Raw genomic sequence first — 19,698 nt, forward strand, 5'->3', positions numbered from 1 at the left:
TATTTATTGCTGTTTAATATTTGATTAGCGCAGAACCCCAGGTAAATCCCGCGCCAAATGCTTCCAATAAAATTGTTTGTCCGCGTTGGATACGTCCATCACTAACACCTGCATGCAGAGCTAGCAGAACAGATGCAGAAGACGTATTGCCCTGTTCTTCCAAAGTGACGATGACTTGATCCATGGACATTTTCAGTTTTTTTGCCGTGGCTGCAATAATTCGGATATTAGCCTGGTGTGGCACCAGCCAATCGACTTCTGATTTGTCCATATTATTGGCTTCAAGCGTTTCATCAACAATGCGTTCCAAGGTATTGACTGCCATCTTAAAAACCTCATTGCCACGCATATTGATAGTGCCTAATTCATGCTTATTGGATTCGGTAGCGGCTTGCGGATTGGGGCAATAAAGCATGTCTTCATAGCCGCCATCGGAATAGATATGTGTGGATAACACACCTGCTTCATCAGACGCACCCAGCAATACAGCCCCTGCCCCATCGCCAAATAAGATGCACGTACCACGATCTGACCAATCAACAATACGTGAGCATATCTCAGAACCTACGATAAGCACGTTCTTGACCGCACCCGTCTTAATATATTGGTCGGCAATGCTCAATCCATAAATTGCACCCGAGCAAGCCGCCTGGACATCAAAAGCTACGCAATGTTTAATTCCTAAACGGTGTTGGAGTAAACATGCCGTACTGGGATAAACTCGATCAGGTGTACCTGTGGCGACGATGATTAAGTCGATTTCATTAGGCGTAATTTGGGCGGTGTTTATCGCCTGTCTTGCGGCGATTTCGGCCATGCTAGAAGCCGTCTCATTTACACCCGCTATGCGCCGGCTCTTAATACCCGTACGTTCGTAAATCCAGCTATCGGAGGTGTCAACGGTTTGCGATATGTGTTCGTTGGTACGGATTTCTTCAGGCAGATAGCCACCTGTTCCTAGCACTTTTGCATAACGGGTCATGCGTTTTTTCTCAGAGTCAGGGATTTTTCTACTTGTTCGCTTATCTTTCTTATAACATCTTGTTTTACTTCAAGTTCGGCAAGTTTAATGGCTGTCTTAAATGCCAGTGCATCCGCTCCACCATGACTTTTGATGACCAATCCCCTAAGCCCCAAAAAACTTGCGCCGTTATATAGGCGGGGATCAATACGATCTTTAAATGACTTAAGAACCGGTAAGGCAACCAATCCTGCCAGTTTAGTGCAAATATTTTTAGAAAAAGATTCTTTGAGCAAGGTGCTAATCATTTTTGCCGCACCTTCAATGGATTTCAGTGCCACATTGCCGACGAAACCATCACAGACTATCAGATCAACCTCAACATTGCCCGCATTGAGTGAGTTGCCTTCGACATAACCGATGTAGTTCAAGGATGAGCTTTCCAGCAGTTTCGCCGCAGCCTTGACCTGCTCATTACCTTTTACGTCTTCTTCGCCGATATTCAACAAGCCAACCTTGGGATTTTCAATATTTTCGACTGCTTTGACCAATTCATTGCCCATAACAGCAAATTGATAAAGGTGTTCTTCCGTACAATCGACATTTGCGCCCAAATCGAGGACATGCGTATGTCCATAAATTGATGGAAGTGTGGAAATAATGGCTGGGCGGTCTATGCCAGGAATCATCTTTAACACAAACCGGGCGGTTGCCATCAATGCGCCGGTATTGCCGGCGCTGACACAAGCATCTGCGCGACCTTCATGGACTAGATTGATAGCCACCCGCATCGAGGAATCTTTTTTATTTTTCAGTGCCTTGGAGGGCGATTCATGCATTTCAACCTGCTGAGAGGCATGTTGGATGACTAGCCTTTCATGAGCGGGGGATTGGTTTTGAGCTAAATGCTGATTGAGAATGGCCGTATCACCAACCAATATCAACGTTAAGTCTGGATTGTTTTTTAAACATTCCAAAGACGCAGGTACAGTCACCTTGGGGCCGAAATCACCGCCCATTGCATCTATCGAGATCGTCAAACTCACGCTAAAGAAGTACTCCGAAATAATTAGCTTAGGATAAATTAACGGAAAACCGCCAACAACACACTAAAGCAAAACTGTAGAATAATTAATCTTCAACATCTGTAGTAACGATTTGACGACCTTTGAAATAACCATCGGGCGTGACGTGGTGACGCAAATGAGTTTCGCCTGTCAATGGATCTTGGGCTAATGTTCTTGCGGTTAAGGAATCGTGCGAACGGCGCTGGCCGCGTCTTGAACGTGATACTTTACTCTTTTGTACTGCCATCGGGGGTCTCCAGTTTGTTTTGGGTTTTTAAATCGGCTAATTTGGAAAAAGGGTTTTCTTTTGTTGCCTGAACGGTTTTAAGTAGTGCTGTAGGCTTATTATTAGGCATATTGGGTGCTACACAATCATCTTGGTGTTTCGGAATGCTAGGTAAAATAAGCAATAACTCATCCTCGATGATGCTCACAAGCGGGATTTTACCTTCTTCAATGAGCAGCAACGGTTCATAATCATCTGGTAAATTGTTTGCCCGTTCCAATGTGCTAACAATACCTAGCTTAATATCGCTACTTACAGACCACTCCAAAGGCTCTAAACATCTTTGACATTTCAGTGCCAGAACAGCAGAAATATGCCCATCAATCGTAGCCAACCTGCCTTCCCTGCCAAAAAATAACTTAACAGAAACATTGCCGACATCATTAGACAGCAAACCAGCAACCCGTTCTAAGCTACTTACAGGCAATTCTCCTTCAATATTGGCGTTCCTATCTGCCAGTAATAAAGGGTCTATGAATTTTGGCAAGCGAGCTAACATAACCGCAGAATGATATAGGTAAACGGCGAATTCGTCAAATTTACAATTAGGCAAATCAACACTTTGCAGGAAAAATTTAGGACTTTTGAATCGTATTTAGTTTAAATGTGGGGCAAAAACTGAATTTCAGAAATCATTTTTTAAGAAATGCGCTCGCGCGGTTGCTTTACTCAAAACCTTGATAAAAATAACATTGGGAAATGTTAAATGTCTGATTCAACTTACTGGTTCGAGTAACTCGCTACAGACAGAATAAACCCGCAACTACTTGTTTTGAGTCTGTTCAAGACTTATTCATTAGGCAGACTGTCTTTTTTGTCGTTATTGGACGTTACCAAGTATAAATTTGGTAACGTTCACAGATTCATAGCTACAAATGTCTTCAACAATTCAGCCGCATTTGCCATGCCTTTATGCAGATTCTGTTCGATTTCAGCCATCGTTATCTCACCTTCCGTTTTTCCGGCCGCCCAGTTTGCGACCACAGCCACAGCCACATAATTCATACCTAACTCCTTCGCCAGAACCGCTTCTGGCATACCCGTCATACCGACCAAATCGCAGCCGTCTTGCTCCATACGCTTGATTTCCGCCGCTGTTTCTAGTCGTGGACCTTGGGTACAACCATAAGTGCCAATTGGACTAATGGCGATACCTGTTTGCTTGGCGGCATGGATCAACTTGGAACGGAGCGTCTGGCTATAAGGATAGCTAAAATCAATATGTGTGACCGGATCGTTTTCATCCTCAAAAAAAGTGTGCTTACGCCCGTAACTGTAGTCGATGATTTGATCGGGAATGGCAATATGCGCTGGCATCATTTTGGATGTAATACCACCAACCGCCGCAACAGCAATGATGCTTTCCACACCGAGTTGTTTTAGTCCCCACAAATTGGCGCGATAATTGATTTTGTGGGGAGCAATGGCATGGGGGTTGCCGTGCCGGGCAAGAAAAACGACTTCTTTGTGATTTAATTCCCCTATGATGAAATCCGCTGACGGTGCGCCATAAGGCGTGTTAATTTGCTCGCTTTTTATTATTTTTAAATCAGCAAGTTGCGAAAGACCTGTACCACCAATAATGGCTAACCGATTCATTGCCCTACTTCCTTACAAGCATAAATGCCTGCCGCGTTACGTAAATAGCCTTTGTAATCCATACCGTAGCCAAATAAATAACGGTTTTCTATCTGTAAGCCAACGAAATCTGCCTGGATGGGCTTATCATGATCGAGCAGCTTATCGACCAAGGCCGCACAGTAGACTGCAATTGCGCCCTGCTCCATGCAGTAATCCCGTATAGCCGCTAAGGTAATGCCTTCATCCAAGATGTCATCAATGATCAGAATCGTCCGGTCTTTTAACGGTGTTCCTGGTTTTAACACCCATTCAATCACGCCACCAGATGTTTGGTTTTGATAGCGGCTGGCATTGATTGCATCTATGTTGAGGGGAAAAGCGAGTCGTGTTAATAACTTACCTGCGGCAACAATGCCGCCATTCAATACGCACAACACAAGCGGATTACTGTTTGCTAACCTCGCATTGATCTCAGTAGCCATGTTATCAAGCGCCGCCTCAACTTGTTCTTCGCTATACAGCAAATCGGCAGTTGCCTGAATGTGTTGAATTTCTTTAAGCATAACTGGAAACGAACTCTCTGATTTGGTTTGAAGCTTGCCGCCATTTCACGGTATCCAACAATTGTTCACGGTTAAACTGCGGTTTACCACGCATTCCGGATAGCCGCTGTTCCCTGAGTAAATCGTTGGAAATGGGCAAAGCATCTAGCACTTGTTCAGCAGCGGATGGATTGTTGCACACTAACAGCATGTCACAACCTGCTTGCTGAGCCAATCGCACACGTTCAGGAAAACCTCCCGCAGATGCCGCGCCTTCCATACTCAAGTCATCACTAAAAACCACGCCATTAAAGCCTAATTCCTTACGTAATATTTGCTGTATCCAGAATGGTGAAAATCCGGCTGGATTAGGATCAATATTTTTATAGACTACGTGAGCAGGCATGATAGCTTCCAAACCTTCACCAATCAGCGTTTTAAAAGGCAACAAGTCCTTGGCACGAATACTGTCTAAATCCCGCTCATCAACGGGCAAAGCCAGATGCGAATCTACCGCCACTGCACCGTGACCTGGAAAATGCTTGCCCGTCGCCGCCATGCCTGCCGCATTCATTCCTTTCCTGAAGGCACTCGCAAGCGCAGTTGCCAGTATGCATTCGGTAGAAAAAGATCGGTTGCCGATGACATCACTGATACCGCAATCAATATCCAACACCGGCGCAAAACTGAAATCAACGCCCACTGCCAGCAGTTCTGCCGCCATCAGCCAACCTGCGGTTTCTGCCAATTCCGGCGCATTCGCATAACAACAGGCAGGTGGCAAGCGCGTAAAACCATTTTGAAACCGTTGCACCCTGCCACCTTCCTGGTCTACCGCAATCAAAATCTGACCGTTCCGCGCTTTACGAATGCTGTCAATTAGCTGCATGACTTGTTCAGGGTCTTGATAATTACGAGCAAAGAGAATAACCGCGCCGGTATTGGGATGATTTATCACGCCTTTTTCATGCTCGGTCAGTGCTAATCCAGCCACATCCAACATAATCGGGCCAATGGGGTATTCAGTAATCATGATTTTATTGGATTTCGATATTGTTGTTTATTGCGATCTGATTGCTGACGTTATACTAATGTATCTGTTGCTTGATTGCAGCTAAAAGATAATTTTTGTGGGGAGTTTTAGCAATGAATTGGCAAGCTATTGTAGAAAACATTGAAAATGCAACGGGTGCAGCTTTCAAGTTGATAAACGCCAAATCCCTAGCAGGTGGCGACATCAATTCAGCTTATTGCTTGCAAGGTGTGGACAAATCTTATTTCGTTAAATTAAATCGAGCAGAGTCGGTAGAAATGTTTGCCTCCGAAGCAGCTGGGCTAACTGAACTTGCCGCTACCTCCACTGTACGAACCCCCTCCCCTGTCGTACATGGCATCTCGGCAGCTAATGCTTTTCTGGTACTGGAATACATCGAATTCGGATCATCCAGTAAAACCTCTGATCGTCTGTTCGGGCAACAACTGGCTTTGCTACATCAGCAACAGCAACCGTATTTCGGCTGGCATCGGGACAACACTATCGGCAGTACGCCACAACCCAATAGCAGTAATGGCGATTGGATCGAATTCTGGTGTACTCATCGTTTGCAACATCAGCTACAGTTAGCAGCCGCAAAAGGTTACGGTGGACGCTTACAGGCGAGCGGGGAGCAACTTTGCGAAAAACTCACCCAATTTTTCGACAACTACCAGCCACATCCTTCATTATTGCATGGGGACTTATGGGGTGGAAATGCGGCGATAGATAAGCAAGGCAATCCAGTCATATTCGATCCTGCCTGCTATTACGGCGACAAACAAGCGGACCTCGCCATGACCGAATTATTTGGCGGCTTCAGCCAGGATTTTTATGCCACTTATCGGGATACTTGCCCTATTGATACGGGCTACACGACGAGAAAAAAACTTTACAACCTTTACCATATCCTCAATCACCTGAACTTGTTCGGTAGCGGTTATTTAAGTCAGGCCGAAAACATTATTTCTAGCTTATTAAGTGAAATTCGTTAAGGGTTAAATCTGTAACTTGATCATAAGGCGGAGAGACAAACCTAGGCTTGTCTCTCCAAAACACCAATCGACCCGAAGGATTGAAGTCGGCAAGACCTGTAACAAACACAGGTTATCCATTACCCAAAATCCGTTAAGACAGCAAATACAGACAAGCCCTTACATTTATTCCAATGACCCAATCCCTGCAACCTCATCGCTTTTCACAGGCTGCTCCAATATCCTAGACAACCATGCATCGGCGGCTTTTTCATTGGTATGTAGGATAAGGTTGGGGAAGAATCCGAATACCAGAACCAGTAAGGCAGGTACGCACAACAGGAGCAATTCACGGCGGCGCAAATCCTGTAGTTGTTGCACGGTTTGGTGAATGATGGGACCGAAAAACGCCTTGCGCGTGAAATCCAACATGTAGGCTGCACCCAGTACGGCAGCGGCGAGCGCAGCAATGCCCAGGCTGGGATGGGCAACTAAGGCACTGATAATTAGCAGCAATTCCGCAGGGAAACCGCTGGTGCCAGGTACGCCAATACTCGCCAAGACAAACAGAAAATAGAAACACGTCAATTTTGGCATGACTTTAGCTAAACCACCCAAATGCACGGTTTCCGTACTACCCAAGCGATGTTGGATAAATCCCGCAATTAACATCAGCGAGCTGGCGACTATCGTAAAGTTCAACAATTGGAAGATCGCACCTTGTATGCCTTGCATATTCAACGAAGCGATACCGACAATCACCAAGCCGACATGGCTAACGCTAGAGTATGCCAACAAACGCCGCAGGTTGGTCTGGTACAAAGCGATCAATGCGCCATAAATAAGGGTAATAGCACCCAGCACGCCCAGTATCCAACTGTATTCGACGGCGGCAGAAGGGGCAAGTGGCATGGTGAAGCGGATAATGCCGTAAGCACCCAGTTTCAATCCGGTCAATAAGGCCGCGATTTGGGGTGAGCTTTCCATCGTCGCCGTTGGCATCCAGGTATGGAATGGTATTAGCGGCGTTTTGACGGCGAATGCCAGCAACAGCAACAAAAACACCGTGCCTTGCAAGTCATCCGGCAAGGGTTTTTCGAGCAAAGTGGGCAAGCTGAAAACCAGTTGTGTACCAACACCGTCTGCAGGTGCGGCAGCATTAATTGCCAACATCACAATGGCTACCAATAAAGCCGCGCCGCCGAATAACATGAACAAGGTGTATTTGACCGCAGCTATGCGCCGGTGTGGGTCAACACCCCACAAGCCGATCAAGAAGAAGATAGGCGGCAAAGTAAGCTCCCAAAACAGGAAGAATAGCACCATATCCAAGGCGGTAAATACGCCGATGGTAATGCCTTCCAGTGCCAGTAACAAGGCGTAGTGAAATGGCTCCAAGTGCTGCACCGAATTCCATGATGCCACGATAACCATGAGCGTGACGAAAGCGGACATGGGCAGGAACAGAACCGAAATTCCGTCAATACCCAACAAATATTCTACATTCAGGCCGGGTATCCAAAGATGGTGTTCAAGCAATTGAAACTGCCCGTCATCAGGGTTAAACCAGTGAAAGGCCAGCAAAGATAACAATAATTCAATGACCGCAAACGATACGGCGATTGTCCTGGCACGTTCCTTATTGCCGAAAAATCCGGTAGCTAATGCACCCAGTAATGGCAGAAAAATTAGCAAAGTAAGTAAGGGGAAATCCGTTGTACTCACTCGTTGGCATCCTTGTCATCAGCGACATCATTATCAACGGTAGGTTCTGCTTCGTATTGCTGGGAACTGTGTACAGGATACTGGCTGACCAACTCGGCAACATCCTTCTCAATCAAATTCAGCAAAGGCATCGAATTCAAGCCCGTGCCAATATGCAAGGCGCAGATCACAAAGGCGATTATCCGCTCTTGGACGATGGTCTTCTCATTACTGGCGTAGTGGATATGGCGTTTGGATGCTGCCAGGAACATACGCTGGAATGCCCACAGCAGGAAACCCGCAGCCAGGACATGCCCAGTCAAGATAGTAACGGCAACAGCCCATTCGTGTTCCTCGATAACGCCTTCGAGTAGAAGATGCCCTGCATCAAAACCCAAAGATCCCGGCATAATGACAGTGCTTAAGGTGGTTATCAGAAATAACATCGCCAAAGCCGTATGGCTATCAAACAGATTGCCCAAGCGGGGGATTATCGCGGTGTTGGTTTGTTCATTAATCAGGCCAATACTGAACAACATACCGACAGAAGCCAAGCCATAAACCAGGGACAACAATAATGTCCCTTCCGTGCCGGAGGTATTGAAACTAAATAGCCCGTAGACGAGCATCCCCGTATGGCTAATGGTGGCAAACGCCAATAAGCGGTAGGCATTATTTTGCATGAACGCCAATAATGCGCCGTAAAAAATACTGATAAGGCTTAGTATCAAGATATAGTTTGCCCATTGCTCCGCCACGCCAGGAACGAGCGGAAAGATAAACCGGATCATGGCATACACGCCTAATTTCAAGCCGATGATGAATACGGTCATGCTGGTCAATTTGCTTTGTTCAGCCAATAGTGGCAACCAGCCATGAAACGGGAACAAGGGCATACGGATGGCAAAGCCGTAAAACAGCAAGATGAAAATCAAGGTTTCGTCATGCAGGTAAGCATTGTTGCTTTTTAAGGTCAGCAAGTCGAAGGTCAATTCATGTTCGGAATCGATCAAGCCGAACGCCAGCAATAAAAAGCCGCACAAAGTCAGGAACAGGCTGGCACCAAAATATTGCATTAACCTAGCAAGCAGATGGCGTTTTTTCTGATCCAAGCCCGACTGCCGGGTGACCAACAAAATCGGCAGCAATTCCAATGCGCTCAAAAACCAGAACTGCAATACATTTAAGGCACAAAACGCTGCGATAAGTATTGTTTCATAGCCCAGCACACAGGCAATTAAGCGGCTGTCCCCCGCCGTCCGGGTTGCAGAAAGATAGATCAAAACCAACAAAGCTGAACAGGCAATCAGCGGGATAAACAAGATATTCAAGCCATCGACACCGACACTGTAACTTAGGCCGAATAAGCTGAACTGTTCCGCAAATTGAATGCCCGTCTTGTTGTCATCAAATACAGCCAGCAGATACAAGCATAATACAGTGTTTATCAATGTTGCAACATAACCCAAGCGCATCGACAGCACGGATGAGCTTGAATACAAAACCGCAATCAAGGCGAATAACGGAACGGCCGTCATTGCCGTCAACAACGGAAATCCGGCGGATTCTGACCATAAGGACACTTGTGTGAGCATCGTTAAAATGCCACCAGCAAGGTAATGAAGACCAGCAAGACCAGATAACGTGGCCTGAGTACCAGGGTTTCAAATTTGTTGGCGAGATGCCCCATCTTTCGGCCAAAATGCAGCGCATCTTTGCTCACACCTTGCAATACCAGGCGATCCTCAAACCAGTGAACCAAGCCCGCTATCCGGTTTGTTAACGCACTCACCAGTCCCAATCCTACGACAAATGTCTTGCCGCTATTCCCTGAATCCGCATCTAACTTTGCGCCCAAAGCCCGTTCTTCCAATTGCGCCAACGAGGATGCCGCGTTAATGGCAGGAGCGGGTATGCCCATAAGCCGATCAACAATATTATCGTCAAAATAACTGAGGTCGCGCGCCAAATGCCGGACTGGCTTCACCAATGCCCAGTCGGTGATTTGTTCGACCCAAAACCGCTGCAAGGATGCCACAAACAGCCAACGCTTGTTTGCCAACATCGGCGCAACGGGCTTTATCGGGTTGTCCCTGACGTTGAACATCAGCGAGGGAGCGGTCAATACCAGATAGCAACGGACAACGGCATGGGCGCAAAGATGCCAACTCGCCAACTGCCAAAATCCCAGACCGCATTCCAGGAACATCAAGCCCAATTGCCCAGAGGTAGCAAACACCAGCGAACTCTTCACGTCGGTCTGGGTTAGGCCAATGAAATAACTGTATAAGGCCGTGGTCGTGCCAGAAAAAATCAGCAAAGCCATAACCAAGGGCGTATGGCTAATCAACGGTGCTAACGTGATTATCAGGAAAACACCCGCATGTATCATCACTGCCCCATAAAAAGCCGCGCTAGACGGCGTAGGCCCTTCCATTGCCCGCGCCAACCAAGGCGAAAACGGCAATTGCGCGGATTTTGCCAAGGCCGCGACCGTAAAACAAAGGGCAATGGCTGTGGCTTCGCCTTTGCTTAAGTCAGTAGCCGCCGCATTAATGTCAGACCAATTAAGGCTTTCGACCCAGGCGTAACTCAACCCAATCCCTAAAATAAATCCGGCATCGCCTATCCGGTTAGTCACAAATACCTGGGTCGCATTAGCAACGGCAACCGGACGGTTATAAGCATAAGAAATCAATAGGTAAGAACATAAACCGGCAATTTCCCAACCCACAAAAGTCCCCAGGGCATTCCTTGATAGAACCAACATCAAGATAGCTGATGAAAACAGGCTCAAGATAAAAAAGAAACGGTGGAATCCGACTTCTCGGTGCATGTAATTGATTGAAAATCGCGTTATGACCATGAGCAACACAGCAAACAGCGCAGACAGTTTGACGCTGAAACCTGCCGTAATGAAACCAATATCAATCTTCAAGGTATCGCTGTCCAACCATAAGGCAACGTCAAACGTGCCATTATTTCGTTGCAGCAAATCCGCACCCAATAAGGCCAACGCCAATAAGCTTGACATGCTGATTGCCCAAGTTGCAGTCAAAGCGGTGAAGGTCTCACTGGCTTCACCTTTGATTGCACCAAACTGATGCCCAATGCCGATAATAGCAGAGGCAAGAAAAGGCATGAGCGGGATTAAAACGACTAGGGCATCCATATAGTTATAAGGCAAGCGGACGGGGCAAACAAATGAATGTACCCAGTATGACAGCCAGTGTCATTTTTTTAATTCTCCTCACCCTAGCCTCTCCCTTTGGAGAGGGCTACTCGTAACTCCTGCAAAATCAGGTTGTTGAATCAATGCAGGCGGAACAGGTAAAGTCTGGTTGCGGTAACAGTCGGGTGATTTCTCAAAAACCGGAAGTTCTTTTGCTTCTGCTTGCCAAGGGACAAAGCCTACGCCTCGCTCAAAAATGAAGATTTCACCTGTGCCAGGGTCTATGGTACTTAAGAGTATCCAACCACCCGCTATTAATTCCTGCAAACTAGGCTGCCTTGCATAAATTTCTTCCAAGATGCTCGTTTTCGCTTCGACCATAAGCTGCAAACGCATGGCCTCATGGATTTCGATCATCTGGCTGGGTAATCCTGTACGCAAATCACTGGTCGTGCCTTCCATAACACCAAACAGTCCGACAATATTGTGTGGCACTTTTGTCCCACAGCCTAAACGGTCATTATTGACGGTGGAAAAATAATATTCCAGGTTAATCCCTGCGCCCACGGGGCCGACGTTGAGCAAGATGCCTTCGACAATTTTGCCGTCCGGGTCTTGCGTCGGATCGTATGAAATTAGGAACACACGGCGGTCAAAAAAAGCACCTTGCGTGACCGAACGCCGTCCGATCACCGCAGATGCGTTGGTGCAGTGGCCCAATTCAGGCCGTGCTTGGGAGAAATCAGTTGACCGCTCTACGATATGCGTCAATGCTTCAGGAAATTCTGGATTACGCGGGGCAGAAGCCAAACGTCGGGAACGCTCATGCGCTGACATATATCGTGCGTGCTTTAATTGCTGTTGTAATTTTGATAAGGCTTCCTGCTTTTCTTTAGGGACGGTATCGGTATCGTACCAGCTAATTTCTTCGTTACAGGTATTGTGTTCCGCGCCCACGAACCAAGTCCCGTCAGGAATATGGATATTGCGTTCAGCCAGGCGTTGACGGATTTCAGGTCGGTTAGCCATTGCCGCAAAAACCCGTGCATTAGGCCCACCATGCCGACCGCTACATGCGCCGCAATCATAAGCAGCCAGGTGGGGATTGTTTTGGCTCATGGAACCATGCCCCATCAGGACGACCAAGGGGGCAAAACCGTAGGTCAAGCCTGTGTTTCGGAAAAAACCAGCCACACGATCCGCCTGTTCGCTTTCGGTAAAGCCCAGTTTAGGTTGTTCTGGTGTGGCAACAGTTTCATTATCTGTTGACGTAAACATCAGTTGGGTTTTGACCGTGCCGGATACCGCTTTAGCCGCCTTTACTATTAACTTGTTCTGGGGCAAGGGGATAAGGGATTTGCTAAGTAAGCCCAGCATAGTGAACGGTGCCATCACATTGACGATAAGCTGTGAGGATAGCAGGTTTCGCCTTAATCCATGATGTAACAGGTTTGCCAAGCGCTGGTTCAGTTTCCGTCCGTGCTGATGGCGTTGAAGCGGTTGCTCTTGCCCTGCTTGAGGCAATTCTTGGACTTCATGGGCAGGGGTTACCACTATCGGACATAAGGGCGTAACTCTCGCATCATCCAAGCCCTTGTAATTCATGGCAACGCCAAAGAATCCGGCAGCCCCCAAAGTTTCGATAGCCGGATTGTGCTCTTCCAGATGGCGGCGGAAACTCTCTTCGCGTTCATCCATGCAGAAGACGATTTGTGCTTCGGGCGAATTTTCCCGTTTTGCCCAACGACCTCGGTTATGGTTGGCGCGTAACGCTTGAAATAAATCTTCCCGATAATGCCGTTCATACGCAACCAGCCAGACTTTACTGTGTTCTTTCAGGTTGAACTCATCCAGACTCTTCAAGAATACCAACAAGCCTGATTTGCCTAATTGCTTTATATGCTTTTCATTCAATCCCAAGTGTTGGCAAAGCCGGAACAACCGCCAAGCGGAATTGTTGACGGTGTTATCAACCGATTTTTCCGCCATCGGGCTGGCTTGCCAGGTGTAGATGAGGTCAGCCAAATATTGCCAGTCAGTGCGGCATTGCCGCTCAGTACCTGCACGTAAGGTCAGCAATTCCGCCTGTTGCGTAAGATATTCCGGCAACGCGCCTTGATACAAATGCTGGCGCACCACGAATTCAGACAGATTTTTGCTGAAATAAGCCTGTAAGCTGCTGATTTTAGCTTCGCACTTCCAGACTGCCCGGCACACTTGGTTCAGCCAAAGCCTGTCTAAGGTCAGGCGGATCGCCAAATAATCCGCCAGATCAGGAACCACATTATTTGCCGTATAGTAAAGGGGATGTTGCTGCCGCCAGTTAATCATCCCTGCCCAGCCAGGCAATTCCAAGGCAAGGCGGCGTAAATAACCTTCCCATCGCGCCTGTGGCAATTCAAGATGTTCCAGTTGCAAGATGATGTTGTCGATGGCATTTTCGGGCAACTCGGCCATGATTTGCGGCCAATCAGGCAATTCATGCAAGAACGGGTAGGCATCGTATTGGGCTATTTTTCGCCACGCGCCGTACAGTCCTAACTGACTGCATTCTGGCAGTTGCCATGCGGCAACACCTTCGTCCAAGGCTGAAGCGCACAGTCGAATCATCTGTGGGCGAATGTTTTCTAAAACATCTTTACCACTCAAAACCAACACAAAACCACGCAAGCTGATGCTGTCGCCAATTTCGTTAAACGTGTGTCCCAATGCCTTTCTTGCAGTCTCTTGGGTTTGTTGGTGGGCGGACGCAGAATCGCAGGATTCATCCAGCCAACACTCGGTTTGTTCCAGTGACAAATCCAGCATATTCTCTGGATGCAAAGCCTCCGGTTTTAATTCCAGTTGCTTGCAAAGGCTTTCCCAAAGCTGCCTGATTGGATTTTCAGTCGCAATTGTTTTGGCTTTATTCGACCCATATGATTCTTTTCGGACATTATCAGGCACGTCGGCTTGAACAGTGTCCAGCACAGCCAGTTCTTCAATTTGCCAGTTTAGTTGGCTAAGGCTGATCGTTTGCAGGTCATATAACAAGGCAATCCGATAAATATCTTTGCGGTATATGGCCTTATCATCCAGGTTAAACACGATTTCTTCGTGCCTTAATTTTGGATTATGGGCGAAAGCGGCCGTTAAATCCTCATCGTTAATCCGTCCCTGATTATAAAACTCGCGGTTTTTGGATTCTGGTTGATACGCAGAGATTCCCGTCAGCTTTTCTGCTTCTTCAAGCGCTTCCTCAAACGGCAGGTGTTGGTAACCGTGCAAGGTGTTGTGGTGGACGAAATCCTGGATCGGCGCTTGGGCCGGCAGGACATGATCCAAATGTGCCAATGCCTTGACGACAAGCTCACGGTCACTTAAGGCAACACTATCAAATCCTTGGTGCAATCCAGACATGGCTATCAATCAGGTGTACCACTTATAAGTTGATTCAACTGTGCAATAGTTGCCGCAGAAAGTTCAATCAAGGGTGCAGGTAGCAAGCCGAATAACACTATCCCCGAAACCAGGATACCGGCAGCCAACAACTCATACGCCCGTAAATCCTGGATATGCAGCAGTTGCGGACGCACCGGCCCCGTAAACAACAAGGTGATGGTGCGTATGGCGTAGGCGGCGCTGATCAGGATACTTATGCTGAACAACACCATCAACCATCCCCACTGCTGAAAACCACCGATTAACGTGTGCAGTTCGGCAATAAAGCCGACCGAACCGGGCAAGCCCATTGCAGCGAATAATGTCAGGGCCATGAACACTGCAAAACGTGGCATAACCTGAACGAGGGAACTGTAATCCTGGATGTTGCGGGTATGGGTGCGTTCGTACAACAAACCAACCATGAGGAACATCGCGCCAGCAATCAGCCCATGTGCCGTCATTTGCAAAACTGCACCCTTCAAGCCCGTCTCGTTGAGTGCGGCTATGCCAAGCAAGACGATACCCATGTGGCTGACGGAAGAATAAGCCACCATCGCTTTCAGATCTGTTTGCCGCCACGCCAGCAAGCCGCCATAAATCATCCCGAATAAGGCCAGGAACACCAGCAAGGGCTGCAAAACATGGGCGGCTTCAGGCAACATCGTCACGATTCTTATCAAACCATAAGCACCCATTTTCAGGAGGATACCGGATAGCAAGATACTGATGGGGCTGGGGGCTTCGACGTGGGCAAGCGGTAACCAGCCATGCAGGGGGAAAATCGGCATTTTAACGCCGAACCCGACCAAAAACCCAAGGAAAGCCAGCACTTGCAAGTAGCCAGGCATGTGCTGGGCAGCCAAGTTCATTTTGGTCATCAAAGAATCATGCCCCGGCACATACTGGTAAATGGCGATAAGGCTCAACAGCATAAAAACCGAGCCGCCCATCGTATACAAGACAAAATTGAGGCTGGCGGCATGTCGCCGCTTGCCGCCCCAGCGGTCAATCAGGATAAACAAAGGGATTAACGTAAGCTCCCAGAAAATATAGAAAAACCGCCAATCTTGGGACAAAAACACCCCCAACATGCCGAACTCAAGCATAAGGATACAGATATGGTAGCCCTTAATCCCTTTGGTTAGGCTGAACGAAGCCAATAAGGCCACAGAAGTCAGCAAGGTTGCCAGTAAGACCATAGGTGCAGACAAGCCATCCACCCCTAACGAATATGCACTGCCAAGTTTGGGGTTAAGGACAAAAAACTCTTTGAATTGCAAGCCAGCATTGTGTTGGTCGTATAAAGCAACCACGAAAAGACTGACTAAAAGGGCAATAAAGGTGACCGCATTGGCTATCCAACGGATGAGCTGGGTATGATGGCTTGGGATGAAAATAATAATCAACGCCCCAACAGCAGGTGTCCAAAGTAGAATGCTGAGTATTCCCATCAGTATATGTTGTTCGAATTAGTTTGGGCTGTTGATCGAGTATTAAGCTATTTTACCTGTTAATCTATCTATTTAGCCAGAAAATCAGGGCTAATCGCCATTATCACACAATTAAAATAAGCAACATATATGCCATGTTATGAAAGTCTGCCGTATTGTTTGAAGCGCGTGGAACGGCGATGCCTCGCTAAATTGTTGAGTTCTAGCTCTGAACCAACAGTGGTTTAAATGAACCAAAATCATCGGTGCATTTGAACCAATTCATTTTAGGCAATTACCATTCGACAGCTTAGTGGGAAATAGGGGCGGTATCTTCTATTCCAACCAATTCTTGATGTTTTTTTATTTTTTCCTTGCCATATAAATCAATGGCTTCAACGGTAATATTACTGTCTGGCGACGAAGCAATAAAATCATCAATGGTTTCAAGTATGTCGTAATCGATAAATTGGGCTTTTTGGGCATCAATTGTGACTGTGCTATTTTCTTCAACCAACAAAATGAATTTTCTAAGTAGTGCCTTATTGAGGAAAGAAACGTCTTTATTAAGCGTTATCAGGTAATGATTACCCGTTTTGGTTTGGGTTTTAGTCAACGTAATAGCCGCGTGGTAGTTCGCCCTTATTACAAAGAATAAACCGATAACCATGCCAATCGCCATACCTTTGAGCAAATCCGTCGCCAATATTGCGCCAACGGTAATAACGAACGGCAACAGTTGACTCATACCCTTATGGTAAAATTCCACAAACATCGAAGGTTTAGCCAACTTATAACCTGTGTGCAATAAAATTGCCGCCAAACAAGCCAACGGAATGGCGTTAAGATGGCGTGAGAAAAATAGGACGCTGATTAGCAGAAAAATGCCATGTACAAAACAGGACAAGCTGGTTTTCCCGCCCGCGTTGATGTTTGCAGAACTACGGACAATAACCGCCGTCATAGGTAAACCGCCAAGTAACCCGCTGATAATATTGCCCATGCCTTGTGCCTTAAGCTCACGGTTGGTCGGTGTCAAGCGTTTTAACGGATCGAGCTTATCGGTGGCTTCCAGGCTTAATAAGGTTTCCAGGCTGGCGATAATTGCGATAGTGAACGCGACAACATAGACTTGGGGATTGCTTAAATGGCTGAAGTCTGGAAACACTAAATGGTTAATAAAATCAGCAGGATGCGCTGATACCGGTAAGTTAACAAGATGTTCAGGATTAACCTGCCAATCGGGCGCAAATCTAGCCGCAAGTAAATTGAAACTGACTCCCCACACAACAGTGAGCAAAGGCCCAGGTATTAGTTTCAATAACACTTGCTTCTTAAACCAGGGCAATTCCCAAACGATTAAGATCAGCAAACCGATAACGCTAATAACAACCGCCCCAGGCGAAATGGCATGTAAGGAATCAAACAGTTCAAAAAAGCTCGATTCCGCCGTTTCCGCCATATAATCTTCATCGCCCTCAAAACTGGCATCATAACCAACCGCATGTGGAATCTGTTTGATGATGAGAATCAAACCAATAGCCGCCAACATGCCTTTAATGACGGCAGAAGGAAAAAAAGCACCAATAATTCCAGCCTTAAAAAAACCCAATATCAGTTGCAAAACACCCGCTAAAACGCAAGCCACTAGAAAAGCCGGAAGGCTACCTAGCGTTTGTATGGCATTGAAAACTATTACAGTAAGCCCAGCGGCAGGGCCCGAAACGCTCAGTTGCGACCCACTAAGCCAAGCCACCACCAAGCCACCCACTAAACCCGCAATCAAACCAGAGAATAAAGGTGCTCCCGATGCCAGGGCAATGCCCAAACACAGCGGCAAAGCGACCAAGAATACGACAATTCCAGCCGGGACATCTTCTTTAAGATGGCGAAAATAATAGCGTGCTTGATGTATCATGTTTAGCTCCTTTGAATTAAGTGTAAGCACTTAATGTAGTATTGAATCAAAATAATATGCAACTGAAATACGTTTACACTCTTCACGCTGACACTAAAACGACAACATGAGTTCCAGATTACCCTCAATCTTGACTATTTGAACTGCCTGCTGAAAAAAACCATGAATAGTGGCAATGATGAAAACCAACAAACTGCCAAAGCAAAAACATCATGACTGAAAAAATGGGCACCACGTATTTCCTGATTGATGCCAAAAATAAATCCGGTAAGCAATCCAGCCGTTAAGCCCTGATATTTATACTCCGGCTTAACCAGCAAAAAGAAAAAATACAGACTGACAAAGGTAAAGCCAAGCCCTGAATGACCTGATGGAAAGCAATGCCCCACAGTTAAGCGGTCATCAATAGCATCGAACAATCGGATATGTGGTTTATTGCCCCCAAATAGTGCCAAATCCCAAGGACAATAGATGTGGGTATGGCTTTTTAGATAAGTGATGATAAACGGCCCAGCCAAACTGGCGAACAACAAAAAAGTCAGATGACGGCGATAAGCGTAAAAAGCGGATTTCGAACGAAAAGCTGTCAGCCAACAAAGCAGCAAAACAATCCCAATGGCATACACAATATAACGTCCGACCTTATGCAAGACGGTTTGGGTTAGCCAATGTTCCCGATAAGGCCATTGATGGAGTTCCACGTTGTAAAAATGGCTGGCTAACCAAACATCCAATTGCGTAAATTCCAAGCACAGCTCAAGCAATAGCAAGGCAAACATTGGTAGTAGCAGATGGTTTTTGATGAAATTGTCACTTTTAATGGTTATTTGGGTAGGCAAAGCAATCCTTAATTTGTATTGAACATCATTCGTATAAACATTAGCTAATAGGGGAAACCTTTATATTTTTTGTCTGTTGTTAATTCATCCCAATCCAAGCCCCTCTAGCAACAGGTCATTTTATCGTAAGGTCATAAATTTTTTTTCGTCTATTTGTCTGTGTTGTCTGAGTAATAGCAACATCTACAATCTTCGATTTGCGACATTGTAAGAATCAGAGGATAAGAAATCGCTTTTTCCATCACTTATTAAGTAGTTATACCTATTGATTAATTCTGTAATATTAATTTATGATACATTCTTAACCGTAGCTTAAGGACAAAAGATGGTTTGTAATTTATCTCCATGCTGGTTAAAACTGCTCTACAAGCGGATACGTTGTCATTTTTTCTATTGACAATTACAGTTGTTAATTAATGTCCGCCGGCTTTGCCGATAGAAAAAATAATTGCAATAGAAATATGAGGTTGAACACCCTTTTTAACTTGTGCTTTCGATACGTTTTGTGCAGTTAGTTAAGCCCTTAATATCGAAACTTGAGTTAAAACGGCGATTTTTTTTAAAATGAAGTTATTTTTACTACTTTAACAGCATGGTAGAAAACACCTTCCATGACAGAATCGGAAATTTTCAGAGTAGTTGTCGCCTCGACGGTTAAATCTTAAGCGGTTTTTTTGATCAGGATTATTTCCTCTGTGTTAGGTTTTTGGTTAGCTTCAGTCTTATCAGGATTCAGATGGACTGCTTGGATTCTTTGCCAATTTCGGG

15 protein-coding genes are annotated in these 19,698 nt (G+C 46.2%); 1 reads left to right on the plus strand and 14 read right to left on the minus strand.

What is annotated here, in order from left to right; translation table 11 throughout:
* Nucleotides 1-13 precede the first annotated feature (13 nt).
* From AC1YY3_RS08750 to nagZ, 7 genes are all read right to left on the minus strand, one after another.
* The gene (locus AC1YY3_RS08750) at nt 14-982 is read right to left on the minus strand and encodes a beta-ketoacyl-ACP synthase III (RefSeq protein ID WP_481824454.1); all 969 of its coding nucleotides are present in this window, start codon (nt 980-982) and stop codon (nt 14-16) included.
* Nucleotides 979-2,007: a phosphate acyltransferase PlsX gene (plsX, locus tag AC1YY3_RS08755; RefSeq protein WP_481824455.1), complete on the minus strand. Its 1,029-nt coding sequence runs from the start codon at nt 2,005-2,007 to the stop codon at nt 979-981. Before plsX ends, AC1YY3_RS08750 begins: the two co-directional genes overlap by 4 nt.
* 85 nt (nt 2,008-2,092) lie before the next feature.
* Nucleotides 2,093-2,275, minus strand: coding sequence for a 50S ribosomal protein L32 (rpmF, locus tag AC1YY3_RS08760; RefSeq protein WP_481824456.1), 183 nt, complete (start codon nt 2,273-2,275; stop codon nt 2,093-2,095).
* Nucleotides 2,256-2,867, minus strand: coding sequence for a YceD family protein (locus tag AC1YY3_RS08765; RefSeq protein WP_481824457.1), 612 nt, complete (start codon nt 2,865-2,867; stop codon nt 2,256-2,258). Before AC1YY3_RS08765 ends, rpmF begins: the two co-directional genes overlap by 20 nt.
* A 302-nt stretch (nt 2,868-3,169) precedes the next feature.
* Entirely contained in the window at nt 3,170-3,913 is a 744-nt protein-coding gene (locus AC1YY3_RS08770) for an S-methyl-5'-thioinosine phosphorylase (RefSeq protein ID WP_481824458.1), read from the minus strand.
* Complete coding sequence (locus tag AC1YY3_RS08775) at nt 3,910-4,458, minus strand: hypoxanthine-guanine phosphoribosyltransferase (protein ID WP_481824459.1); 549 nt, start codon at nt 4,456-4,458, stop codon at nt 3,910-3,912. Before AC1YY3_RS08775 ends, AC1YY3_RS08770 begins: the two co-directional genes overlap by 4 nt.
* Nucleotides 4,451-5,470, minus strand: a complete 1,020-nt coding sequence (gene nagZ, locus AC1YY3_RS08780; RefSeq protein WP_481824460.1) for a beta-N-acetylhexosaminidase — start codon at nt 5,468-5,470, stop codon at nt 4,451-4,453. The genes AC1YY3_RS08775 and nagZ overlap by 8 nt, the downstream gene beginning before the upstream one ends.
* 113 nt (nt 5,471-5,583) lie before the next feature.
* Between nagZ and AC1YY3_RS08785 the strand changes: the two genes are divergently transcribed.
* Nucleotides 5,584-6,465 carry a fructosamine kinase family protein gene (locus tag AC1YY3_RS08785; RefSeq protein ID WP_481824461.1) on the plus strand — a complete coding sequence of 294 codons (882 nt, stop codon included), beginning with the start codon at nt 5,584-5,586 and terminating at the stop codon, nt 6,463-6,465.
* 165 nt (nt 6,466-6,630) lie between these two features.
* Here AC1YY3_RS08785 and AC1YY3_RS08790 read toward each other — a convergent pair whose 3' ends face one another.
* The 7 genes from AC1YY3_RS08790 to AC1YY3_RS08820 form a co-directional block, all read right to left on the minus strand.
* A complete protein-coding gene (locus AC1YY3_RS08790; RefSeq protein ID WP_481824462.1) occupies nt 6,631-8,169 on the minus strand; it encodes a complex I subunit 4 family protein in 1,539 nt (512 codons plus the stop codon).
* Nucleotides 8,166-9,743 (minus strand): complex I subunit 4 family protein, encoded by a 1,578-nt coding sequence (locus AC1YY3_RS08795; RefSeq protein ID WP_481824463.1) that lies wholly within the window; start codon nt 9,741-9,743, stop codon nt 8,166-8,168. Before AC1YY3_RS08795 ends, AC1YY3_RS08790 begins: the two co-directional genes overlap by 4 nt.
* Nucleotides 9,744-9,745: 2 nt before the next feature.
* The gene (locus AC1YY3_RS08800) at nt 9,746-11,320 is read right to left on the minus strand and encodes a proton-conducting transporter transmembrane domain-containing protein (RefSeq protein WP_482194417.1); all 1,575 of its coding nucleotides are present in this window, start codon (nt 11,318-11,320) and stop codon (nt 9,746-9,748) included.
* Nucleotides 11,321-11,398: 78 nt separating this feature from the next.
* Entirely contained in the window at nt 11,399-14,719 is a 3,321-nt protein-coding gene (locus AC1YY3_RS08805; RefSeq protein ID WP_481824465.1) for a DUF2309 domain-containing protein, read from the minus strand.
* Between the two features lie 5 nt (nt 14,720-14,724).
* On the minus strand, nt 14,725-16,194 hold the full coding sequence (locus AC1YY3_RS08810; protein WP_481824466.1) for a complex I subunit 4 family protein: 1,470 nt from the start codon (nt 16,192-16,194) through the stop codon (nt 14,725-14,727).
* A 289-nt stretch (nt 16,195-16,483) separates the two neighbouring features.
* Nucleotides 16,484-18,091 (minus strand): SulP family inorganic anion transporter, encoded by a 1,608-nt coding sequence (locus AC1YY3_RS08815; RefSeq protein WP_482194418.1) that lies wholly within the window; start codon nt 18,089-18,091, stop codon nt 16,484-16,486.
* Between the two features lie 134 nt (nt 18,092-18,225).
* Nucleotides 18,226-18,930, minus strand: a complete 705-nt coding sequence (locus AC1YY3_RS08820; protein ID WP_481824468.1) for a phosphatase PAP2 family protein — start codon at nt 18,928-18,930, stop codon at nt 18,226-18,228.
* Between the last annotated feature and the right edge of the window lie 768 nt (nt 18,931-19,698).

The sequence above is a fragment of the Methyloglobulus sp. genome, assembly GCF_964779595.1.

Bases quoted from the DNA above. Each gene is read 5' to 3' on its own strand.
- AC1YY3_RS08795 (WP_481824463.1), bottom strand. From the start codon at position 9,743: ATGCTCACACAAGTGTCCTTATGGTCAGAATCCGCCGGATTTCCGTTG.
- rpmF (WP_481824456.1), bottom strand. From the start codon at position 2,275: ATGGCAGTACAAAAGAGTAAAGTATCACGTTCAAGACGCGGCCAGCGC.
- AC1YY3_RS08815 (WP_482194418.1), bottom strand. From the start codon at position 18,091: ATGATACATCAAGCACGCTATTATTTTCGCCATCTTAAAGAAGATGTC.
- AC1YY3_RS08785 (WP_481824461.1), top strand. From the start codon at position 5,584: ATGAATTGGCAAGCTATTGTAGAAAACATTGAAAATGCAACGGGTGCA.
- AC1YY3_RS08805 (WP_481824465.1), bottom strand. From the start codon at position 14,719: ATGTCTGGATTGCACCAAGGATTTGATAGTGTTGCCTTAAGTGACCGT.
- AC1YY3_RS08775 (WP_481824459.1), bottom strand. From the start codon at position 4,458: ATGCTTAAAGAAATTCAACACATTCAGGCAACTGCCGATTTGCTGTAT.
- AC1YY3_RS08770 (WP_481824458.1), bottom strand. From the start codon at position 3,913: ATGAATCGGTTAGCCATTATTGGTGGTACAGGTCTTTCGCAACTTGCT.
- nagZ (WP_481824460.1), bottom strand. From the start codon at position 5,470: ATGATTACTGAATACCCCATTGGCCCGATTATGTTGGATGTGGCTGGA.
- AC1YY3_RS08750 (WP_481824454.1), bottom strand. From the start codon at position 982: ATGACCCGTTATGCAAAAGTGCTAGGAACAGGTGGCTATCTGCCTGAA.
- AC1YY3_RS08810 (WP_481824466.1), bottom strand. From the start codon at position 16,194: ATGGGAATACTCAGCATTCTACTTTGGACACCTGCTGTTGGGGCGTTG.
- AC1YY3_RS08800 (WP_482194417.1), bottom strand. From the start codon at position 11,320: ATGGATGCCCTAGTCGTTTTAATCCCGCTCATGCCTTTTCTTGCCTCT.